This window comes from Seohaeicola zhoushanensis (assembly GCF_014656415.1).
Lineage (GTDB): Bacteria > Pseudomonadota > Alphaproteobacteria > Rhodobacterales > Rhodobacteraceae > Seohaeicola_A > Seohaeicola_A zhoushanensis.
Genome location: NZ_BNCJ01000020.1, coordinates 54,429 through 75,730 on the forward strand (window position 1 = coordinate 54,429; position 21,302 = coordinate 75,730).

The following is a 21,302-nucleotide window of genomic DNA, read 5'->3' on the forward strand; positions in this document are numbered from 1 at the left end:
CTTGCGCTGCGGGGCCGTTTCGTATTTCAGTTCGCACATGACACTCGATATCGATTTCGTGCGGGCGCAGTTCCCCGCCTTTTCCGAGCCTTCCCTGGCAAACATCGCGCATTTCGAGAATGCCGGCGGTTCCTACGCCTGCGCGCCGGTGATCGACCGGCTGACGCGGTTCTACCGCGAGCGCAAGGTGCAGCCCTATGGCCCCGCGGCACCGACGCGGCTGGGCGGCGAGGAGATGGACGAGGCGCGCAGCCGGATGGCGGCGATCCTCGGGGTTGCCCCGGACGAGCTGAGCTTCGGCCCCTCGACCACCGCCAATACCTATGTGCTGGCGCAGGCCTTCCGGCAGTGGATGAAGCCGGGCGAGGCGATCGTCGTCACCAACCAGGACCACGAGGCCAATACCGGCCCCTGGCGGCGGCTGGAGGCGGACGGGATCGAGGTGCGCGAGTGGAAGATGGACCCGGAGACCGGGCACCTGGACCCGGCGGCGCTGGAGGATATCCTCGACGAGTCGGTGCGGCTTGTCTGCTTCCCGCATTGCTCGAACGTGGTGGGCGAGATCAACCCGGTGACCGAGATTACCGCAGTGGCCCATGCCGCCGGCGCCTTTGTCTGCGTCGACGGGGTGTCCTATGCGCCGCATGGCTTTGCCGACGTGGGCGCGCTGGGGCCGGATATCTACCTGTTCTCGGCCTACAAGACCTATGGGCCGCACCAGGGGCTGATGGTGATCCGCCGGGCGCTTGGGCAGATGCTGCCGAACCAGGGGCATTATTTCAACGCCGACTCGCTTTACAAGCGGTTCACCCCGGCGGGGCCGGACCATGCGCAAATCGCGGCCTGCGCGGGGATGGCGGATTATGTCGATGCGCTGGCCGACCATCACGGCGCGCCTGCGGGCAAGGCGTCGCTGCGGGGGCAGGTCGTGCATGACCTGATGCGCAGCCGTGAGGTCGAACTCTTGCAGCCGGTGCTCGATGCTCTGAAATCGCGCAACTCGGTGCGCCTGCTCGGGCCGGACCGGGCCGAGGATCGGGCGCCGACAGTGGCGCTGGCGCTGAACCGCGACCCGGTTGCGGTGAACGAGGAACTGGCCCGGCGCGGGATCATGGCGGGGGCTGGCGACTTCTATGCCGTGCGCGCGCTGGGCGGGGTCGGCGTGGACGCGGCACAGGGCGTGCTGCGGCTGAGTTTCACCCATTACACCTCGCAGGACGAGATCGACCGGTTGCTGAACGCGCTCGACGATCTTTTGTGATCCGGCCCCTGCCGTGTCGCGTATCTCCTTGAAGATACAGGCGGCAGGCAGATGGCAGACAACAGACCGATCATCCTCTGGTTCCGGCGCGACCTGCGCCTCGCCGATCATGCCGCGCTGACGGCGGCCTTCGAGAGCGGGCGGCCGGTGATCCCGGTTTTCGTGCTGGACGAGGTCGCCGAGGCGCTGGGCGCCGCGCCGAAGTGGCGGCTGGGCAAGGGGCTGGAGGTCTTCGCGCAGGCGCTGGAGCGCAGGGGCAGCCGGCTGGTCCTGCGCCGCGGCAAGGCGCTGGAGGTGCTGCGGGCGCTGGTGCAGGAGACGGGCGCCGGCGCGGTCTGGTGGTCGCGGCTCTATGATCCGGCCTGCGTGGAACGCGACACGGCGGTGAAGGCGGCGCTTAAGGACGAGGGCGTGGATGCGCGCTCGTTCGCGGGGCACCTGCTGTTCGAGCCCTGGACGGTCGAGACCGGGCAGGGCGGGTACTACAAGGTCTACACGCCGTTCTGGAAGGCGGTGCAGGGGCGCGACCCCGGCCAGCCGCGGGCGGCACCGGGGCGGATTGCCGGGCCGCAGGATTGGCCTGCCTCGGACCGGCTGGAGGACTGGGCGCTGGGCGCGGCCATGCTGCGCGGGGGCGAGATTGTCGCGCGCCATACCAATGCCGGCGAGGCGGCGGCGCAGGAGCGGCTCGACGCTTTCATCGAGCAGGGCATCGACCGCTATGGCGAGCGGCGCGACATGCCGGGCTGCGACGGCACCTCGCGGTTGTCGGAATATCTCGCGTTGGGCGAGATCAGCCCGCACCGGGCCTGGGCGGCGGGGCAGCGCGCGGTGGAGGAAGGCAAGGCGGGGGCCGTGACGTTCCTCAAGGAACTGGTGTGGCGCGAGTTCGCCTATCACCTGATGCATCACACGCCGCACATGCTGACCGACAACTGGCGTTCAGAATGGGACGCATTCCCCTGGCAGGAAGATCAGCGCCGCTCCGAAGTCATTGCCTGGAAGCACGCGCGGACCGGCGTGCCCTTTGTCGATGCAGGGCTGCGCGAGATGTATGTGACCGGGCGGATGCACAACCGGGCGCGGATGGTGGTTGCGAGCTATCTGACCAAGCACCTGATGGTACATTGGAAGGTGGGCCTGAAGTGGTTCGAGGACTGTCTGACCGACTGGGACCCGGCGAGCAACGCCATGGGCTGGCAATGGGTGGCCGGTTCGGGGCCGGATGCGGCGCCCTATTTCCGGGTGTTCAACCCGGTGACGCAGCTCGAGAAGTTCGACCCGAGGGGGCTTTATGCCCGCGCATGGATCGCCGAGGGGCAAAGTATGCCGCCTGCGACCGCGCTGGAGTATTTCGACGCGGTGCCGCGCAGCTGGCGGCTGTCGCCCGAGGCCGCCTATCCCGCGCCGGTGGTGGGCCTAGCCGAGGGCCGCGACAGGGCGCTGGCAGCCTATGGCGCACGCGAGTCCGCGCAATAGTGACTTGTCACGCAAATCGATTCCGACAAATCTTGATAAAACAGCACGATGGGGTGTGTGGATGATCCTGACTGAAACGAAAGGGCAGCCGGACCTGCCGCGCTATTTCGGCCCCGCCTTCGAGCGGTTGAAACAGCTGCGCAACGGCCGGCTCGACGTGGTGCTGCCCGATGGCCGGGTGTTCCGCGCCGAGGGGCCCAACCCCGGCCCGGTTGCCGAGCTGGTGGTGCATCACCCGGATGTCTTCGCCCGGCTGGTGCGCGAGGGCGATCTCGGGTTCTGCGACGCCTACCTCGAGGAGTGGTGGAGCACGCCCGACCTGCAGGCCTTCATGGACCTGGTCCACCAGGACAACGACGAGATCTACGACGGCTTTCCCGGCATGGGCCTGCTGCGCCTCTACGAGCGGCTTCGGTTCTGGCTGCAGCGCAACCACAAGGCGCAGGCGCGCAAGAACATCGCCTATCACTATGATCTAGGGAACGACTTCTACCGGCTCTGGCTCGACGACACGATGACCTATTCGAGCGCGCTGTTCCGGACCGGGCAGGAGAGCACCGAGAAGGCGCAGATTGCCAAATATGCCAACCTGATCGACGAGATGGGGGCCAAGCCCGGCGACCACGTGCTGGAGATCGGCTGCGGCTGGGGCGGGTTCGCGGAATATGCCGCGCGGGAACGCGGGCTGAAGGTGACCGGGCTGACCATCAGCAAGGAACAGTTCAACTATGCGAGCCAGCGGATTGCGAACGCTGGACTTTCCCACATGGTCGACTTCAAGCTGCAGGACTATCGCGACGAGCGGGGCACCTATGACGGCATCGCCAGCATCGAGATGTTCGAGGCGGTCGGGCAGAAATACTGGCCGGTCTACTTCGACACCGTGCGAGACCGGCTGAAGCCGGGCGGCAATGCGACGCTGCAGATCATCACCGTGGCGGACCGGCGCTGGGAGGCCTATCGCAAGGGCGTCGACTTCATCCAGAAGCACATCTTTCCGGGCGGGATGCTGCCGAGCCCGATGGCGCTGCGGCGCCAGATCGAGCAGGCGGGGCTGGGCATCGTGCGATCGGTCGAATTCGGCAAGAGCTATGACATCACGCTGCGCCGCTGGCACGAGACCTTCAACGCGAAGTGGGACCAGATCGCGGAGATGGGTTTTGACAACAGGTTCAGACGCATGTGGAATTTCTATTTGACTTCATGTGCCGCGGCCTTTGACAGTGCCTCCGTCGACGTGACACAGATCACGGTGTCACGCCCCTCCTGAGACGGACCCGAAATGCCCGACGCCGCCCGACTTGTCGCTGCCCTGAGCCTTGCGCTGCTGGCCTTCATCGTGTCGGGCCAGATCATTCCGTTGATGCCCGAGGGCATGGACTTCGGCTATTTCACCTGGATCAACATGGGGATCGGAATCGTTTGCGGCTGGGTCATCATGGGCAAGCGAGCCGGGCGGGGCATCACGGCGGCGATCAACAACGGCATCACCGGCATGGTGGCGCTGGTGTTCTGGGGGCTCTTCGTGCAGGGCACCTACGAGATGATACGCCTGTCGATGCGGCACCGCTATGACGGCCCCTTCGAGGCGGTCGCAGCGATCTTCGAGATCGGCATCAAGTATGGCACGATCATCATGGTGCCTCATGTGATCCTGACGCTGCTGATCGGCGGTATCCTTGCCGGCTTCGCGACCGAATACGCCTGGCGCACCTGGCGCTGAAATCACTCTGTTTCAATGGGTTGCATTCTGTGGCTGATCTGTTTTTCTACGGCACCCTGTGCCATGTCCCCCTTCTCGAACTGGTTCTCGGAAGGTCGGCGGACCGGCTGGACCTGAGGCCGGCACGGCTGGAGGGCCATGGCGTCTACTGGGCCCAGGGCGAGGCCTTCCCGACGATCCGGGCCGAGGATGGCAGCGTTGCCGTGGGCCTTGTGGCGCTTGGTCTGGGCGAGGAGGATGTCGCGCGGTTGATGTTCTACGAGGGCGGCTTCAACTACGACCTGGCGCCCTTCGAGGTCACGCTGGGGGACGGCAGTCGCATGGTCGCGCGGATGTTCCAGCCGCGCGAGGGGCGCTGGCCGGTGGGGTCGCCCTGGGACCTGGCCGCCTGGGAAAACACCTGGGCGCCGGTGAACCTGCGCGCGGCGGCAGAGATCATGGCCTGGTATGGGCGCCTCTCGCCCGAGCAGATGGCGGTGCGGTTCGGCCCGATCCAGCGGCGGGCCTCGTCGCAGGTGCTGGCGACGGGGCGGGCGGCGGATCCGGACCACGACCCCACGCGTGACGTCGTGGTTGCCGAGCACCGGCGCGCCTATCTCAACTTCTTCGCGGTCGACGAGATGGACCTGCAATACCGCCGCCACGACGGGCGAATGAGCGACGTGCTGAACCGCGCGGCACTGATGGTGGGCGAGGCCTCGGTGGTGCTGCCCTATGACCCCAGGCTCGACGCTGTGCTGTTGGTCGAACAGTTCCGCGCGCCGGTCTTCATGGTGGGCGATCCCAACCCCTGGGTCTGGGAGCCGGTGGCCGGGCTGGTGGATGCGGGCGAGACGCCCGAGCAATGCGCCCATCGCGAGGCGATGGAGGAGGCCGGGGTCAAGCTGTCGGCTCTGCACCCGGCCGGAAAGGTCTATTCCTCGACCGGATCTTCGAGCGAGTTCCTGAACCTTTACATTGGGATGTGCGATCTTTCTCATGTTCCGTCCGGCGGCGGCGGGCTGGTTTCGGAGGGCGAGGACCTGCGCAGCCGCCTGTTCGGATTCGACGAGTTGATCGCCGGGGTGGATGCCGAGCAATTCCGTGACATGCCGCTGGTGACGACCGCGCTTTGGTTGGCAAGGCACCGCGAGCGGCTGCGCGGTTCGGCGTCAGGCGCTTGAGGTCACGCGCAAGCGGGGCTACAGGTTGGAGAAATCGTTCAAGGGGGGATCCATGCGCATCGCACGCGACCTGGCCGAAGCCGTCGGCAATACACCACTGATCCGGCTGCGTCGTGTCAGCGAGGAAACCGGCTGCGAGATCCTGGGCAAGGCCGAATTCATGAACCCCGGCCAGTCGGTCAAGGACCGCGCGGCGCTCTACATCATCAAGGACGCCATCGCCAAGGGCACGCTGAAGCCCGGCGGGACCATCGTCGAGGGCACGGCCGGCAATACCGGCATCGGGCTGGCGCTGGTCGGCGCGTCGATGGGGTTCAAGACGGTCATCGTCATTCCCGAGACGCAGTCCGAAGAGAAGAAGGACATGCTGCGGCTGGCCGGTGCCGAATTGGTGCAGGTGCCGGCGGCGCCCTACAAGAACCCCAACAACTACGTGCGCTATTCCCAGCGCCTCGCCGAGGAACTGGCGCAGACCGAGCCGAATGGCGCGATCTGGGCGAACCAGTTCGACAATGTCGCCAACCGGCAGGCCCATGTGGAAACCACCGGCCCCGAGATCTGGGAACAGACCGGCGGCAAGGTGCATGGCTTCAGCGCGGCGGTCGGATCGGGCGGCACGCTGGCCGGCGTGGCCGAGGCATTGCAGCCCAAGGGCGTGAAGATCGCCCTGGCCGATCCGATGGGCGCGGCGCTTTACAGCTATTACACGACCGGCGAGTTGAAATCCGAGGGCAGCTCGATCACCGAGGGGATCGGGCAGGGGCGGATCACCGCCAACCTCGAAGGCTTCACGCCCGATTTCTCGTATCAGATCCCGGATGCAGAGGCGCTGCCCTATATCTTCGACCTGCTGCGGCAGGAGGGGCTTTGCCTGGGTGGATCCTCGGGGATCAACATTGCCGGCGCGGTGCGCCTCGCTCGGGAACTGGGGCCGGGCCATACCATCGTGACCATCCTCTGCGATTACGGCACGCGCTATCAGTCCAAGCTGTTCAACCGCGACTTCCTCGCCGAGAAGGGGCTGCCCGTGCCGTCGTGGATGACGCGCGCACCCGCCTCGATCCCCGGCGTCTTCGTCGACGGATGAGGGCGCGGCTCCTCGCTCCGCTGGCGGCGCTTCTGGCGCTGCTGCTGACCGTCACGGTTGCGCTGGCGCAGGACGGGCCCGACTATGACGCCTGGACCAAGGTAGCCGATAACGCCGAGCGGGTGACCGAACAGGGCCGCGCCTCGGACGAGGCGCTGGAGACGTTGCGCGCGCAGCTGGTCGACTGGCGTGAGCAGTTCCTTTCGGCGCAGGGCCTGAACAGCGACCGCATCGCGACGCTGCGCAACCAGATTGCGGCTCTGGGGCCGGCCCCCGATGCCGCAGCCGGGACAACGGAATCCGAAGATGTGGCCGCCCGCCGGGCCGAATTGACCGACCAGCTCAACCGTTTGCGCGCGCCGGTCATCGCCGGGGAGGAGGCCTACCTGCGGGCCGACGGGCTGATCCGCGAGATCGACACGCTGATCCGCGATCGCCGCACCGAACGATTGCTGGAGCTCGGGCCGACCCCGCTCGACCCGCGGAACTGGGGCGAGGCGGGCAAGGCGCTGCTGAGCACGGCGCGCGCCATCTACGACGAGAGTATCGCCTCGTGGCAGTCGCCGACCGGGCGCGTGAAGCTCTATTCCAACCTTCCGGTGACGCTGCTGTTCCTGTTCCTGGGAGCGCTGCTGATCGGCCGCAGCCGGGTCTGGATTCGCCGTCTGGCATCACGGATCCGCAAGTTGACCCGGAAGGGTTCGGGGGTGTGGCGTGTCATGGTCTCCTTCGGGCAGATCGTGCTGCCGCTGATCGGAATCATGCTGCTGCTGCGGGCCCTTGAGCTGACAGGGGTGTTCGGCCCGCGCGCTGCGCCGCTGATCGATTCCCTGCCGGCCTGGGGTGCCTCGCTGCTGCTGGTCTGGTGGGTCGGTGACGAGGTCTTCTCGCGCAACGACGAGTTGGCGACCATTCCGATCAATGCCACGCTGCGCGCCGAGGCGCGGGTGCATATCGCCATCCTCGCGCTCTGCCAGGTCGCGCACAGCTTTGTCTGGACGCTGGTTTCGAGCGAGAATTATTCCGAGGAAGTGCGTGTCGTCCTGGAGCTGCCGGTGATTGCCGTGGCCGGGGTTTCGCTGCTTCGGCTGGGTCTCATCCTGTCGGCCCGCCGGGTCGCCTCGCCGGATGCCGAGGGCGAGACGACGCAGAGCTATGCGATGCGGCTGATGTGGTTCATCGGGCGTGCGGCGATGGTGATCGGCGTGGTCGGGCCGGTGATGCAGGCGGTCGGCTATGGCTCGGCGGGTGTGGCGCTGGTCTATCCGGCGATCGGGACACTGATCCTGCTGGGCGTTATCACGATCCTGCAGCGGCTGGTGTTCGATCTCTATTACCTTGTGACGGGCGAGCGCGACCAGGAGCAGGGCGGGCTGATCCCGGTGCTGGCCGGCTTCGTGCTGGTTCTGCTGGCGCTGCCGGTGCTGGCGCTGATCTGGGGCGCGCGGACGGCGGATCTGACCGAGATCTGGGCGCGCTTTCGCGAGGGCTATTCTTTTGGCGAAACCCGCATCTCGCCCGGTGACTTCCTGACCTTCGTTTTGGTCTTCATGATCGGCTACATGGCGACGCGGATCCTGCAGGGGGGATTGCGCAACTCGGTGCTCCCCAAGACGCGGATCGACCCCGGCGGCCAGACGGCGCTGTTGTCCGGCATCGGCTATGTCGGGATCTTCATCTCGGCGCTGATCGCGATCACCAGTGCGGGGATCGACCTTACCGCGCTTGGCTATGTCGCCGGGGCCCTGTCGGTTGGTATCGGCTTTGGCCTGCAGAACATCGTGTCGAACTTCGTCTCGGGCATCATTCTGCTGATCGAGCGGCCGATCTCGAAGGGCGACTGGATCGCGGTGGGCGGGCAGATGGGATACGTGCGCGATATCTCTGTGCGCTCGACCCGGATCGAGACCTTCGACCGCACCGACGTGATCGTCCCGAACTCGGATTTCATAAGCGGCACGGTGACGAACTACACCCGCGGCAACACCATCGGGCGGGTGATCGCGCCGGTGGGGGTGGCCTATGGGACCGACACGCGGAAGGTCGAGAAGATCCTGCGCGAGATCGCCGAGGCGCATCCGATGGTGCTGGCCAATCCGCCGCCGAACGTGGTCTTCCGCGGCTTCGGGGCGGATAGTCTCGATTTCGAGATCCGGGTGATCCTGCGCGACGTCAACTGGTCGATGTCGGTGCATTCGGACCTGAACCACGAGATCGCCCGCCGCTTCGCCGAGGAGGGGATCGAGATTCCCTTCGCACAGCGCGATATCTGGCTGCGCAACCCCGAGGCGCTGCGGCAGGCGGTGGCCGGGCAGGGCGAACCCGTCGCCCCTTCGGCCCCCGTGCTGGACGAGCCGCCCGAGAACCCGACGGACGAACCAGAGCAGAACGACGCCCCCTCGGCGGAAGGTTCCGAAGGCGAGGGCCGGATATGACCAGCGCGCCGCTTTACCTGGATGACGCCTATCGGCAGAGCGCGCCGGCACGCGTTGTGACGCATGAGCCGGACGGGGCGGTGGTGCTGGACCAGAGCCTGTTCTACGCGACCGGCGGCGGCCAGCCTGGTGACAGCGGTGCCCTGACCTGGGACGGTGGGCGCATGGCGGTGGTCGAGGCGGTCAAACGCGACGGCGGGCGCATCGCGCTGCTGCCGGGCGAGGGGCCGCGACCGGAGGTCGGCGCCCTTGTCACGCAGGAAATCGACTGGGAGCGACGGTTCGCGCATATGCGGATGCACACGGCGCTGCACCTGCTCTCGGTGGTCATCCCGCGGCCGGTGAGCGGCGGGCAGATCTCGACCGGGAAGGGGCGGCTGGACTTCGACATGCCCGAGGCGCCCGAGGACAAGGAAGCGCTTGAGGCCGAGCTGAATGCGCTGATTGGGCGGGATCTGGTCGTTTCCGAGGGTTGGATCACCGACGCCGAGCTCGACGCCAACCCCGGGCTGGTCAAGACCATGTCGGTTGCGCCGCCGCGCGGGGCGGGACGGGTGCGTCTCGTACGGATCGGGACCGAAGAAGAGCAGGTCGACCTGCAACCCTGCGGCGGGACGCATGTGGCGCGCACCGGAGAAATCGGGCGCGCGCGGATTGGCAAGATCGAGAAGAAGGGCCGCCAGAACCGGCGGGTCTATATTCATCTCGACGGCTGAATGGCCGCGTTTCCTCGGCAATTCCACAGAGGGCGTTTATCGCTTCCCTCAGGGTTGAATCTGCGATCTTTCACTCGCGTTTCTAATTTCTTGAAATTCAAACAGTTTCAATAAACACTATGTAAAAGGCCCAGCCATGCCGGGGGATCGGCCAGCAAGGTCAACAGGGATAGGGGGACGCCGTGAAGAAATTGCGGACGGGATGCCTTGCGGCAGCCGCACTGCTCGTGGCGGGCAGCGCTTCGTCGGAGACGCTGCAACAGGCGGTGCGAACCGCCCTGACCAGCAACCCCGAGATCCGTGCGACCACGGCCGAGGCCCGCGCCAGTGCCTATGACCTGTTGAAGCTGCAATCCGAGTATCAACCGATCGTCACACTCTACGGCAAGGCGCAGACCCAGCGGGTCTATGATCCGGGCTCGCAGGTGAGCACCGATCTCGGCGATACCAAGTTCGCGCGCCAGCTGGGCATCGAGGCCGAGCTGGTTGTGCTCGATGGCAACCGGCGGGCCAACCTGGTCTATTCCAATGCCGCGCGGGTCGATGGCAATATCTTCCGGCTGCTGGACGCCTCCGAGACGATGGCGCTGAACGTGGTCGAGGTCTACATCGACCTCTACCGGCATCTGCGGCTGCAGGAGGCCGCGGCGCGGAACCTGCGCCGGCATCGCGAGATCGGGCAGAAGGTGAACGAGCTGGTCGACGGGGGGCGGCTGCCGCTCAGCGACCGCTTGCAGGTCGACGACCGGATCCGGGCGGCTCAGATCGCCCTTATCGACATTCGGCGCCAGGGGCGTGACGCGGAAGCGCGTTACGAGCGTATCGTCGGAAAAAAGCGCTCGGGCCCGGTGTCGCTGCCGGGGGTCAAGGCGCCGGCCAACTCGCAGGAAGCGCTGGCGCGGTCGGCGGTGGACGCGAGCTATCGGGTGCGGATCGCGGCGATCGAGGTCGAACGCGCCAAGTATGAGGGCGCCGTGGTCGAAGCCGACCGGATGCCGCGTCTCAGCCTGAATGCCGGGGCGAAGGCCGGGCGCGATATCGACGGCTCGGCCGGGCCGCAGACGGATACCTATATCGGGCTGCGGCTGAACTGGATCCTGCACAAGGGCGGGCGCGACGCCGAGCGCAACGCCTGGGTCGAACGCAAGAGCAAGGCGCTGGCCGAGCAGCACGTCGCCGTGGGCGAGGTGCGTGAACTGGCGCAGCGGACCTGGAACAGCTACATCGCCAATGGCGACCGGGTGCACCTGCTGTCGGCGCAGCTGAACGTGAACCGCGACCTGGTGGGCCAGTATCAGTCCGAGTTCGAGGCCGGCACCCGCAGCCTGCTGGAAGTGCTGGATGCCGAACAGTCGGCCTTCAACGTCGAGTTCGAGGGGATCAGCGCCCAGGCGGCCTATACGTTCAGCATCTACCGGATGCTCGCGGCACAGAGCCGGCTGGCCAAGCACTTTGGAGTGAAGCCCAGCAACACGGCTCTGGTCCCGGATTTCCGCGAACGGGCGCTGGCCAATCCAACCTCGGTCTTCAAGACTGAAATCCCGCCGATGGAATGATGCCATGACGCGAGAGGCGCCCCCCGGACTTGCCGGTACGATCGGGCGCCAGGAGGTCGCGGCGGCGGTTTCGTCGGACATGGCGGTAATCGCCTGGCTGGCGAAGGCGCATCAGCGGCCCTTCTCGGAAAGCGGGCTGCGCGCGGCCTTGCCGGCGGGGACCGACCTCGCCTCGCCCGAGGGCATGTCGCGGGCGCTGGGGCTGCTGGGGCTCAAGGCGCGGCTGGTGAGCGAGCGGCCGGTGTCCATAGATCCGGCGGTGCTGCCCTGCGTGCTGGTCCGCCCGGATGGAAGCCAGGCGATCCTGGCCGGGGTGGATGCAAAGCGGCGCCTCTTCACCGTGATCGACCCGCTAGCCGGAAACCTGGAGGTGGAGTTCAAGCGCCGCGCCCTGCGGCGAGCCTTTGCGGACCGGGTTATTCTGGTCTCGGGGCAGGAGGACCGGCCCGCTGCTCCGCATGGCACGCAGGCCGGGGGGCGCGACTGGTTCTGGGGACCGGTGCGCGAATGCTGGCCGGCCTGGGGGCAGATCCTTGTCGCCGCGCTTTGCCTCAACCTGCTGACCTTCGCGCTGCCGATCTTCGTGATGAACGTCTATGACCGGGTCATCCCCAACGCGGCCTTCGTCACGCTGTCGACGCTGGCGGTTGGGGTCGCCATCGCGCTGGCCTTCGATGTCGCGCTGCGCACCCTGCGGGCAGGCATCCTCGAAAGGATCGGGCGGCGGGTCGACCTCAAGGTCGGATCGGCGCTGTTCCAGCAATGCATGAGCGCGCGGCTGATGGCGCGGGCCGGCGGGGCGGCGGGCATGGCCAACGCGGTGCGCGATTTCGAGAGCGTGCGCGATTTCTTCGGCTCGGCCAGTTTCGTCGCGCTGATCGACCTGATGTTCATCGGGCTATTCATCACCGGTCTGTTCCTGGTGGTCGGTCCGCTGGCCTGGGTGCCGCTGCTGGCGGTTCCGGTGGTGCTGGCGCTGGCGCTGATCGCGCAGGTTCCGCTGCGGCGGAGCGCCGCGCGCGCCCAGCAGCTGGCGACAAGGCGGCATATCGTGCTGGTCGAGGCGCTGCTGGGCATCGAGGCGGTCAAGAGCCTGAACGGCGAGCCGGTGATGCAGCGCGAATGGGAGAACGCGATTGCCGCCGCCGCCCGGATCAGCGGCAAGACGCGGTTCTGGTCGGGTCTGGCGACCAATGGCGCCCTGCTGGTGCAGCAGGTGGTGAGCGTGGGGATCATCGTCTGGGGCGTCTACCTTGTGACGCAGGGACAGATCACCGTGGGCGCGCTGGTGGCGGCGAATATCCTCTCGGGCCGGGTGCTGGCGCCGCTGACCGCGGTGGCGCAGACGATCTTTCGGGCGCATTACGCGCGCAGCGCGATGCAGGCGCTGAACCAGCTGATGGAGATGCCGCGCGAGCGCGAGGAGACCATCCGCACCGACCTGCGCGTGAGGCGCGGGGCGCTGAATTTCCGGGACGTGACCTATCGCTATCCGGGCGCGCAGCACCCGGCGCTGGACCAGGTCTCGTTCGAGATCGCGCCGGGCGAGGTGGTGGCGCTGCTGGGGCGGGTCGGGTCGGGCAAGTCGACGACGGGCAAGCTGATGAACGGCCTGCTGGTGCCCGAGAGCGGGACCATCCTGGTGGATGGCCACGCGCTGGCGCAATACGACCCAGCCGAGCTGCGCGACGGGATCGGATACTTGACACAGGACAGTGAGCTGTTCACCGGCAGCCTGCGCGAGAACATGACGATCGGGCGGCCGAGGGCGAGCGACGATGAAATCCGCCAGGCGCTCTACCTGGCCGGGATGGATGAGTTTGTGGCTGCAAACCCCGAGGGGCTCGACATGTTCCTGGGCGAGAAGGGGCACAGCCTGTCGGGCGGGCAGCGCCAGGGCGTGGCGCTGGCGCGGCTGCTGCTGCGCAATACGCCGGTGCTGTTCCTCGACGAGCCGACCAATGCGATGGACCAGACGATGGAGGCCGCGGTGATCGGTCGGATCCAGAAGCTGGCGCAGGGCGAGCGGACGGTGATCCTCTGCACGCATCGGATGTCGCTGGCCAATCTCGCCGACCGTTTCATCGTGCTGGACAAGGGGCGAAAGCTGCTGGACGGGCCGAAGCAGGACGTGCTGAACGCGCTGCGCAACGCGCAGCTGCGCAAGGCGGAGGGCTGAGGGGTGTTCGGGCGCAGCCTGGCGGACGAATTCGTCAATGCCCCGGCGCAGGGGGGCGAGACCGGCGGCGACGGCAAGTCCTGGCTGTTCCTGCTGGTGATCCTGGCCGGCATCGGTGCCTTTGTCGCCTGGGCGCGCTTCTTCGAGATCGAGGAGGTGACGCGCGGGGTGGGGCGCGTTGTCTCGACCATGCAGGTGCAGGTGGTGCAGAGCCTGGAGCCCGGCATAGTGCGCAGCATCGACGTGCGCGAGGGCGATACCGTTGTGGCGGGGCAGGCGCTGATGCAGGTGGACGATACGGCGGCCTCGTCGCAGCGGGGCGAGCTGCTGGAACAGGAGGCCGCGCTGCTGGCCGAGGAGGCGCGGCTGCAGGCCGAGGTGGCGATGAACCGCAGCCCGGTATTTCCCGAAGAGCTGAAAGCGCGCGCGCCGAATGCGATCTTGGCCGAGATGGACGTGCTCGAGTCGCGGTTCCGCCAACTCGACAACGAGTTGGCCGTGCTGGAGAGCAAACTGACCCAGAAGCAGGCGGCGCTGGACGAGCTCCGTAGTCACCGGGCGAAGCTGGAAGAGGTCATTCGCCCGTTATCGGAGGAGATGACACTGACCGAGCAGCTGGTGGCGAATGGCGCGGTGCCCCGGATCGAGCTGCTGCGCCTGCAGTCGCGGCTGGCCGAGATGAAGGGCGAACTGGCAGTGAGCCTGGCCCAGGAGCCGAACCTGCTGGCGGGGATCGAGCAGGCCAGGAACGAGATCGCGGTGGCGAAGTCCGGCTATGTGCTGACCGCGCGGCAGCGGCTGGCCAAGCTGGGGCTGGAACTGGCGGTGGTGCGCGAGGGGCTGCGGGCGGCCGAGGACCGGGTGGTGCGCACCCTGCTGCGCGCCCCGGTTCAGGGCGTGGTGAACGCTGTCAACGTGACCACGGTGGGCGAGGTGGTGGAACCGGGCAAGCCGCTGGTCGAGATCGTGCCGGGCGACGACAAGCTGCATGTCGAGGTGGACATCCCGCCCAAGGACGTTGCCTTCATCCAGCCGGGCGAGCGGGCATCGGTGAAGATCAGCGCCTATGACTACTTGGTCTATGGGGCCCTTGAAGGCAAGGTCACGCGGATCGGGGCTGACACGGTGCAACGCCCTGACGGGCATGAGTATTTTCGGGTGACGGTCGAGATGGACCGGGCCGATTTCAGCCGTGACGGGCAGGTGCTGCCGATCTCGCCGGGGATGACCGCGACGGTCGATATCCAGACCGGGCGGCGCACGGTTCTGAGCTATCTCCTGGAACCGCTGCTGAAGATCCGCACCGAGGCGCTGCGGGAACGCTGATCACTTCGATGTGGCGTCGTAGACCCCATCCCAGTCCGGCGGCGGCGGAGCGAGGCGGAAGCCCGCGATGCGGGCGCGCAGGTTGGCGAAATGAGTGGCCAGCAGCGGGTCGAAGCTCGTGGCCATGTCCTCCAGCTCGTCCAGCGCCTGTTCGGCGTGGTCCCATTCGCGGGCACGCATCGCGCCCAGCATCTGGCCGTTGAGCAGGGTGGTCTGGACGAAATCGTCGCTCTCGCGCAGCATCCGGTCACCGAGCAGGGCGAAGATGCGTTCGGGCTGGCTCTTGCCCTTCACACGGATCATGTCGAGCTCCAGCAGGGCGAAATCGCCATGCACGGCTGCCTCGGTGGTCGAGCCGACGATGATCGAGGTGCCGTAATAGCGCGACTGGCCTTCGAGCCGCGAGGCCAGGTTCACCGGGTCACCCATGGCGGTGTAGTCGAAGCGCATGTCCGAGCCCATGTTGCCGACGGTGCATTTGCCGGTGTTCAGGCCGATGCCGATCTGCATCGGCTGGAAGGCGCGGCCGGCCGCCGCGTCCTCGACCTCGCGTTCGGCGTTCATCTCGGCCACCTCGCGCACCATGCGCAGCGCCGCCGCGCAGGCGGCGCGCTGGTGGTCGTCGTGGTCCATCGGCGCGTTCCAGAAGGCCATGACGGCATCGCCCATGAACTTGTCGATTGTGCCCTTCTGTTCGAGGATCGCGCCCGACAGGCGGTTCAGCAGCCGGTTCATCAGCGATGTCAGCCCCGCGGGGTTGTCGCTGAAGCTCTCGGCGATCGAGGTGAAGCCGCGCACGTCGCTGAACAGCAGGGTGAGTTCGCGCGTCTCGCCGCCGAGACGCAGGCTTTGCTGGTTGTCGATCAGCTCGGTCACCAGGTCGCGCGAGACATATTGGCCAAAGGCCGTGCGGATGCGCTGGCGGCGGCGTTCCTCGCGCAGGTAGTTGGCGCTCGACATGAAGATGATCGTGGCGAGGCCGGCCCAGATAGGAAAGGTCGCATCCAGCAGCAGCCGCTGCGAGGTGAAGGCGTTGAACGAGAACCAGGCGAAACTCGCCAGGAAGATCGTGCCGGAGACGATCAGGAAGACGGCGTTCATGATCGGTGTCAGGATGACCAGCGCGATGCAGGTCACGACGGCTGCCGTCAGTTCGATGCCGATGGCATAGTTCGGCCGTTCCAGCAGGGTGCCCGAAAGGATGTTCTCGAGCATCTGCGCGTGGATCTCGACCCCGGCCATCTGCAATCCAAGCGGCGTGGCGCGGTAGTCCTCGAGCCCGATGGCCGAGGTGCCGACAAAGACCAGATGCCCGGCCAGGCGACCCTTGGGCATCCGGCCGCTGAGGATGTCGCCGGCCGAGACGAAGCGGTGGCGCTGCGAGGGCGTGAGGTAGGGGCGCACCGTCCCGTCGCCGGCGGTGTTCACCAGCTTGCCGGCCAGCACCACGCCGTCGATCCCCGCCTCGTTGGTGCGCACCGCGAAGGGGTTGCCGCCGGTGGCGACGCGCAGCAGTTCCGGGCCGAGACCGAGCCGCAGCTGTCCGGCCACGCTGACCACCATCGGCGCGCGGCGATAGACGCCGTCCGGGTCGGGGCGGACGTTGAACATGCCGTGGCCGGCGGCGGCGGCTTCGAGTTCGGGAAGGTTCTCGACGAGGTCGGGAAAGGTGGTGATGTAGGGCAGGGGATCGAGGCCCACCAGCGCATGGGGCACCTGTGGCACGTTGCTCTCATGCGCCGCCGCGGCATGGGCGCTGCGCACGCTGGTCTGGCCGACCACCACCCGGCCACGGGCAAAGGCCTCGGCCAGTAGCCTGTCGTTGTCGGGCAGGGCGCGCAGCCCGGCCTTGAGCGCCTCGTCCAGGTCCGGGTTGTCGTCGGCCACCTTGGGCGGCGAAAGGCGGTCGCGCTCGGCGAAGATGATGTCGAAGGCCATGGCCACCGCGCCGTCGCCCATCGTCTTGTCGACCAGTTCGGCAAAGCGGGTCCGGGGCCAGGGCCATTGGCCGATTTCGGTCAGGCTGGCGTCGTCGATATCGATGATCGCGATGGGGAAGGCCTGGGGTTCGCGCGGGCGCTGCTGCTGGTAGAAGTCGAAGACCAGGTTGCGGGCGATGCGCAGCGGAACCGGATCGGCCACGCGCACGACAACCGCGAAAGCGATCAGCCCCAGCGCGATCACGCGGGCCCATCCGATCCACCTGCCGATCCATCCCACCATGCGGATGAGCAAACTGTGCGCTCGTCGTTTGCGCAAGCCTTGTTATCGGGCTGGGATGCGAATCGGGTCCGGGGCAGCACCGGGCGGCTTTGAGGGCGTACTGGTGGGTTCGGATTGCCTTTACGGCAAGAATAAGGCCAAAGCAGGCCCGTTTTGGTAGAATCCGCGCAAGAAATGCGGATTTTTCTATGTGTTTTGCATGGAGCAGCGCAGAATGAGCGTAGTTTGGCGCACCCGGCACGTTTCGGGCCGGCTGCGCCGCAAACCTGGGGGTTTGTCATGCGCGATTTTTCCGGCCAGGCTCCGATGGAGCCGGGCGATTCCGTTATTATTCAGGCCGGCGGCGAAGGCCCCATCGAGATTTCCGATGGCGCGCTGCTCTTCGGGGCCGATTTTTCCCGTGATGGCCGCGACCTCCTGCTCGAGAACCAGGGCGCGCCGGACATCCGCATCGTCGACTATTTCCGCACCGCCACACCGTCCGACCTGCAAGGCCCCGATGGTGGCATTCTGCGTGGCGCGGTGGTCGAGCGTCTGGCCGGACCGGAAGCGCCCGGCCAATACGCCCAGATTGGCGGCGGTTCCGGTGCGGCACCGATCGGCCAGGTCGAGAAGATCGGCGGAGAGGCCAGCGTCCAGCGCACCGATGGCGCGGTCGAGCAACTGACCCCCGACAGCAAGATCTTCTCGGGCGATGTCGTGCAGACCGGGGCGGGCGGCAACCTTTCGATCACCTTCGTTGACGGCACCATCTTCACGCTGACCCCCGGCAGCCGCATGGTGATCGACGAGCTGATCTATACCCCCGGCAGCCAGAACAACTCGGGCGCGTTCAACCTGGTACAGGGCGGTTTCGTCTTCATCGCGGGCCAGGTTGCCTCGACCGGCGGTATGGAGGTTTCGACCCCCGCCGCCACCATGGGCATCCGTGGCACCACGGTGCTGGTCGATGTCCAGACCGAGAACGGGGTGACAACCGCCGAGGTGACCCTGACCCACGACCCGGACGGCGGCCTCGGCAAGTTCGACATCCACGATCTCGCGGGCAACCTCGTGGCGCATGTCACGGGAACGGCGAGCAAGTGGGTCGTTTCCACCGCAGGCGGCGAAACCCGCGAGGTGGCGCGTTCCTACTTCGACGAACAGACCGACAACGTCCTGATTGCCGAGGTCACCGCGGCCTATCAGCAGGCCTTCCTGCGCTTCCGCCAGGGCGGGAATTTCGTCGAACTGGACAGTGTCCATCGCGGTGGCAACCAGTCGCCTGGCCTGCAGAACCCCGATGGTGGCGACGGCGTCGATCTCGACAACACCGACCAGGAAACCGCGCCGGAACTTGCGCCGCCGCCGGGGTCGGAGAACAACGACGACCCGACCTTCGACGAAGGCCGCAACAATCTCATCGACGAGCCGGTCGAGCGCAATATCATCATCACGGGCCTCGAGGATTCCGAGGATGCGCCGATTGCCGGCAACCTGCCCTCGGCCGCCTCGGACGGGACCTTCGTGCTTGCCGACGCGCCGGTCAACGGGACCGTCACGATCGCGCCGAACGGGTCCTATGTCTATGTTCCGAATGAGAATTTCTATGGCAACGACGGGTTCACCTATGTGGTGACATCGGTCAACGGAACGGTCTCCGAGGGGATCGTCACGGTCGATATCCTGCCGGTCAACGACGCTCCGGTGATCGAAGACCAGGCGGTGACGGTGCTTGAAGACGGTGCCTGGGCGGGCCAGGCTGTCGGCAGCGACGTCGAGGACGCGGTTCTGAGCTACCGCCTGCTGCAAGGCGCGCAGCACGGCGGCGTGGTGGTGACCGAGGACGGGCATTGGATCTATACGCCGGATCCGGACTATTCCGGGTCCGACCAGTTCGCGATCGAGGTGGTCGACAGCATGGGCGCGACGGCGACGCAGGTCGTTGTCGTGACGGTCACGGCCCAGAACGACGCACCGCAGGTGACCAGTTCGACGGCCGACGCGGCGGCTGCGCTGAGCGAGGGCGATGCGGCGGTTGGCGGGAAGCTGACGGCCTCGGACGCCGACGCTGGCGCGGTGCTGACCTGGTCCGGTTCGGCGGCGGGCACCTACGGTTCGTTCACCATGAACGCGGACGGCAGCTGGAGCTATGCGCTTGGGGCCGCGGCGGAGGCGCTGAAGGCGGGGCAGGTGGTGACCGAGAGCTTTGTGGCGACGGTGACCGACGACCAGGGCGCGACGGCGGCGGAGACGGTGATCGTGACGATCACCGGCGGCAACGATGGCCCGGTGGTGACCAGTTCGATGGCGGATGCGCGAGGCGCTCTCAACGAGGGAGGCGCGGCGGTTGGCGGGCAGTTGACCGCCAGCGACAACGACGCTGGCGCGGTGCTGACCTGGTCCGGTTCGGCTGCGGGCGCTTACGGTTCGTTCACCATGAACGCGGACGGGAGCTGGAGCTATGCGCTCGGCGCGGCGGCTGAGGCGCTGAAGGCCGGGCAGGTGGTGACCGAGAGCTTTGTGGCGACGGTGACCGACGACCAGGGCGCGACGGCGACGGAGACGGTGATCGTGACGATCACCGGCGGCAACGATGGCCCGGTGGTGACGAGTTCGACGGCGGATGCGCGAGGCGCTCTCAACGAGGGCGGCGCGGCGATTGGCGGGCAGTTGACCGCCAGCGACAACGACGCCGGTGCGGTGCTGACCTGGTCCGGTTCGGCGGCAGGCGCTTACGGTTCGTTCACCATGAACGCGGACGGCAGCTGGAGCTATGCGCTTGGGGCCGCGGCGGAGGCGTTGAAGGCGGGGCAGGTGGTGACCGAGAGCTTTGTGGCGACGGTGACCGATGACCAAGGCGCGACGGCGACGGAGACGGTGATCGTGACGATCACCGGCGGCAACGATGGCCCGGTGGTGACGAGTTCGACGGCGGATGCGCGAGGCGCTCTCAACGAGGGCGGCGCGGCGATTGGCGGGCAGTTGACCGCCAGCGACAACGACGCCGGTGCGGTGCTGACCTGGTCCGGTTCGGCGGCAGGCGCTTATGGTTCGTTCACCATGAATGCGGACGGCAGCTGGAGCTATGCGCTCGGCGCGGCGGCTGAGGCGCTGAAGGCCGGGCAGGTGGTGACCGAGAGCTTTGTGGCGACGGTGACCGACGACCAAGGCGCGACGGCGACGGAGACGGTGATCGTGACGATCACCGGCGGCAACGATGGCCCGGTGGTGACGAGCGCAACGGCGGATGCGCGGGGCGCTCTCAACGAGGGCGGCGCGGCGATTGGTGGGCAGTTGACGGCCAGCGATAGCGACGCTGGCGCGGTGCTGACCTGGTCCGGCTCGGCGGCGGGCGCTTACGGTTCGTTCACCATGAACGCGGACGGCAGCTGGAGCTATGCGCTTGGGGCCGCAGCCGAGGCGTTGAGGGCCGGGCAGGTGGTGACCGAGAGCTTTGTGGCGACGGTGACCGACGACCAGGGCGCGACGGCGACGGAGACGGTGATCGTGACGATCACCGGGGCCAACGACGGACCGGTGGTGACGAGCGCTACGGCGGATGCGCGAGGCGCTCTCAACGAGGGCGGCGCGGCGATTGGTGGGCAGTTGACGGCCAGCGATAGCGACGCCGGCGCGGTGCTGATTTGGTCCGGTTCGGCGGCGGGCGCTTATGGTGCGTTCACCATGAATGCGGACGGCAGCTGGAGCTATGCGCTTGGGGCCTCTGCGGAGGCGTTGAAGGCGGGGCAGGTGGTGACCGAGAGCTTTGTGGCGACGGTGACCGACGACCAGGGCGCGACGGCGGCGGAGACGGTGATCGTGACGATCACTGGGGCCAATGACGGGCCGGTGGTGACGAGCGCGACGGCGGATGCGCGAGGCGCTCTCAACGAGGGCGGCGCGGCGATTGGCGGGCAGTTGACCGCCAGCGACAACGACGCCGGTGCGGTGCTGACCTGGTCCGGTTCGGCGGCAGGCGCTTATGGTTCGTTCACCATGAACGCGGATGGCAACTGGAGCTATGCGCTTGGGGCCGCGGCGGAGGCGTTGAAGGCGGGGCAGGTGGTGACCGAGAGCTTTGTGGTGACGGTGACCGATGACCAGGGCGCGACGTCGACGGAGACGGTGATCGTGACGATCACCGGCGGCAACGATGGCCCGGTGGTGACGAG

The 21,302-nt window shown here is 67.2% G+C and carries 13 protein-coding genes; 12 read left to right on the forward strand and 1 reads right to left on the reverse strand.

All coding sequences use genetic code 11. The annotated features are described in order from the left end of the window. Positions 1-37: 37 nt before the first annotated feature. The 11 genes from IE266_RS21990 (at position 38) to IE266_RS22040 (ending at position 14,925) form a co-directional block, all read left to right on the forward strand. Complete coding sequence (locus IE266_RS21990) at positions 38-1,261, forward strand: aminotransferase class V-fold PLP-dependent enzyme (protein ID WP_189682282.1); 1,224 nt, start codon at positions 38-40, stop codon at positions 1,259-1,261. Between the two features lie 51 nt (positions 1,262-1,312). Next, positions 1,313-2,740: a cryptochrome/photolyase family protein gene (locus tag IE266_RS21995; protein ID WP_189682283.1), complete on the forward strand. Its 1,428-nt coding sequence runs from the start codon at positions 1,313-1,315 to the stop codon at positions 2,738-2,740. A 61-nt stretch (positions 2,741-2,801) separates the two neighbouring features. After that, a complete protein-coding gene (locus tag IE266_RS22000; RefSeq protein WP_189682284.1) occupies positions 2,802-4,010 on the forward strand; it encodes an SAM-dependent methyltransferase in 1,209 nt (402 codons plus the stop codon). A 12-nt stretch (positions 4,011-4,022) separates the two neighbouring features. Beyond that, complete coding sequence (locus IE266_RS22005; RefSeq protein ID WP_189682285.1) at positions 4,023-4,463, forward strand: TrgA family protein; 441 nt, start codon at positions 4,023-4,025, stop codon at positions 4,461-4,463. Between the two features lie 29 nt (positions 4,464-4,492). Next, positions 4,493-5,626 carry an NUDIX domain-containing protein gene (locus tag IE266_RS22010; protein WP_189682286.1) on the forward strand — a complete coding sequence of 378 codons (1,134 nt, stop codon included), beginning with the start codon at positions 4,493-4,495 and terminating at the stop codon, positions 5,624-5,626. A gap of 52 nt (positions 5,627-5,678) precedes the next feature. Further along, positions 5,679-6,713, forward strand: coding sequence for a cysteine synthase A (locus IE266_RS22015; RefSeq protein ID WP_189682287.1), 1,035 nt, complete (start codon positions 5,679-5,681; stop codon positions 6,711-6,713). Continuing rightward, entirely contained in the window at positions 6,710-9,148 is a 2,439-nt protein-coding gene (locus IE266_RS22020; protein WP_189682288.1) for a DUF3772 domain-containing protein, read from the forward strand. Before IE266_RS22015 ends, IE266_RS22020 begins: the two co-directional genes overlap by 4 nt. Then, positions 9,145-9,864, forward strand: a complete 720-nt coding sequence (locus tag IE266_RS22025) for an alanyl-tRNA editing protein (protein ID WP_189682289.1) — start codon at positions 9,145-9,147, stop codon at positions 9,862-9,864. The genes IE266_RS22020 and IE266_RS22025 overlap by 4 nt, the downstream gene beginning before the upstream one ends. A 182-nt stretch (positions 9,865-10,046) precedes the next feature. After that, a complete protein-coding gene (locus IE266_RS22030) occupies positions 10,047-11,420 on the forward strand; it encodes a TolC family protein (RefSeq protein WP_189682290.1) in 1,374 nt (457 codons plus the stop codon). Positions 11,421-11,424: 4 nt separating this feature from the next. After that, positions 11,425-13,599 (forward strand): type I secretion system permease/ATPase, encoded by a 2,175-nt coding sequence (locus IE266_RS22035; protein WP_189682291.1) that lies wholly within the window; start codon positions 11,425-11,427, stop codon positions 13,597-13,599. Between the two features lie 3 nt (positions 13,600-13,602). Continuing rightward, positions 13,603-14,925 (forward strand): HlyD family type I secretion periplasmic adaptor subunit, encoded by a 1,323-nt coding sequence (locus tag IE266_RS22040; protein WP_189682292.1) that lies wholly within the window; start codon positions 13,603-13,605, stop codon positions 14,923-14,925. Here IE266_RS22040 and IE266_RS22045 read toward each other — a convergent pair whose 3' ends face one another. Then, the gene (locus IE266_RS22045; protein WP_189682293.1) at positions 14,926-17,160 is read right to left on the reverse strand and encodes a CHASE2 domain-containing protein; all 2,235 of its coding nucleotides are present in this window, start codon (positions 17,158-17,160) and stop codon (positions 14,926-14,928) included. 267 nt (positions 17,161-17,427) lie between these two features. Here IE266_RS22045 and IE266_RS22050 point away from each other — a divergent pair. Beyond that, on the forward strand, positions 17,428-21,302 hold a 3,875-nt coding region (locus tag IE266_RS22050), incomplete at its 3' end, for a cadherin-like domain-containing protein (RefSeq protein WP_189682294.1).

Bases quoted from the DNA above. Each gene is read 5' to 3' on its own strand.
- IE266_RS22000 (WP_189682284.1), top strand. From the start codon at position 2,802: ATGATCCTGACTGAAACGAAAGGGCAGCCGGACCTGCCGCGCTATTTC.
- IE266_RS22020 (WP_189682288.1), top strand. From the start codon at position 6,710: ATGAGGGCGCGGCTCCTCGCTCCGCTGGCGGCGCTTCTGGCGCTGCTG.
- IE266_RS21995 (WP_189682283.1), top strand. From the start codon at position 1,313: ATGGCAGACAACAGACCGATCATCCTCTGGTTCCGGCGCGACCTGCGC.
- IE266_RS22025 (WP_189682289.1), top strand. From the start codon at position 9,145: ATGACCAGCGCGCCGCTTTACCTGGATGACGCCTATCGGCAGAGCGCG.
- IE266_RS21990 (WP_189682282.1), top strand. From the start codon at position 38: ATGACACTCGATATCGATTTCGTGCGGGCGCAGTTCCCCGCCTTTTCC.
- IE266_RS22015 (WP_189682287.1), top strand. From the start codon at position 5,679: ATGCGCATCGCACGCGACCTGGCCGAAGCCGTCGGCAATACACCACTG.
- IE266_RS22035 (WP_189682291.1), top strand. From the start codon at position 11,425: ATGACGCGAGAGGCGCCCCCCGGACTTGCCGGTACGATCGGGCGCCAG.
- IE266_RS22005 (WP_189682285.1), top strand. From the start codon at position 4,023: ATGCCCGACGCCGCCCGACTTGTCGCTGCCCTGAGCCTTGCGCTGCTG.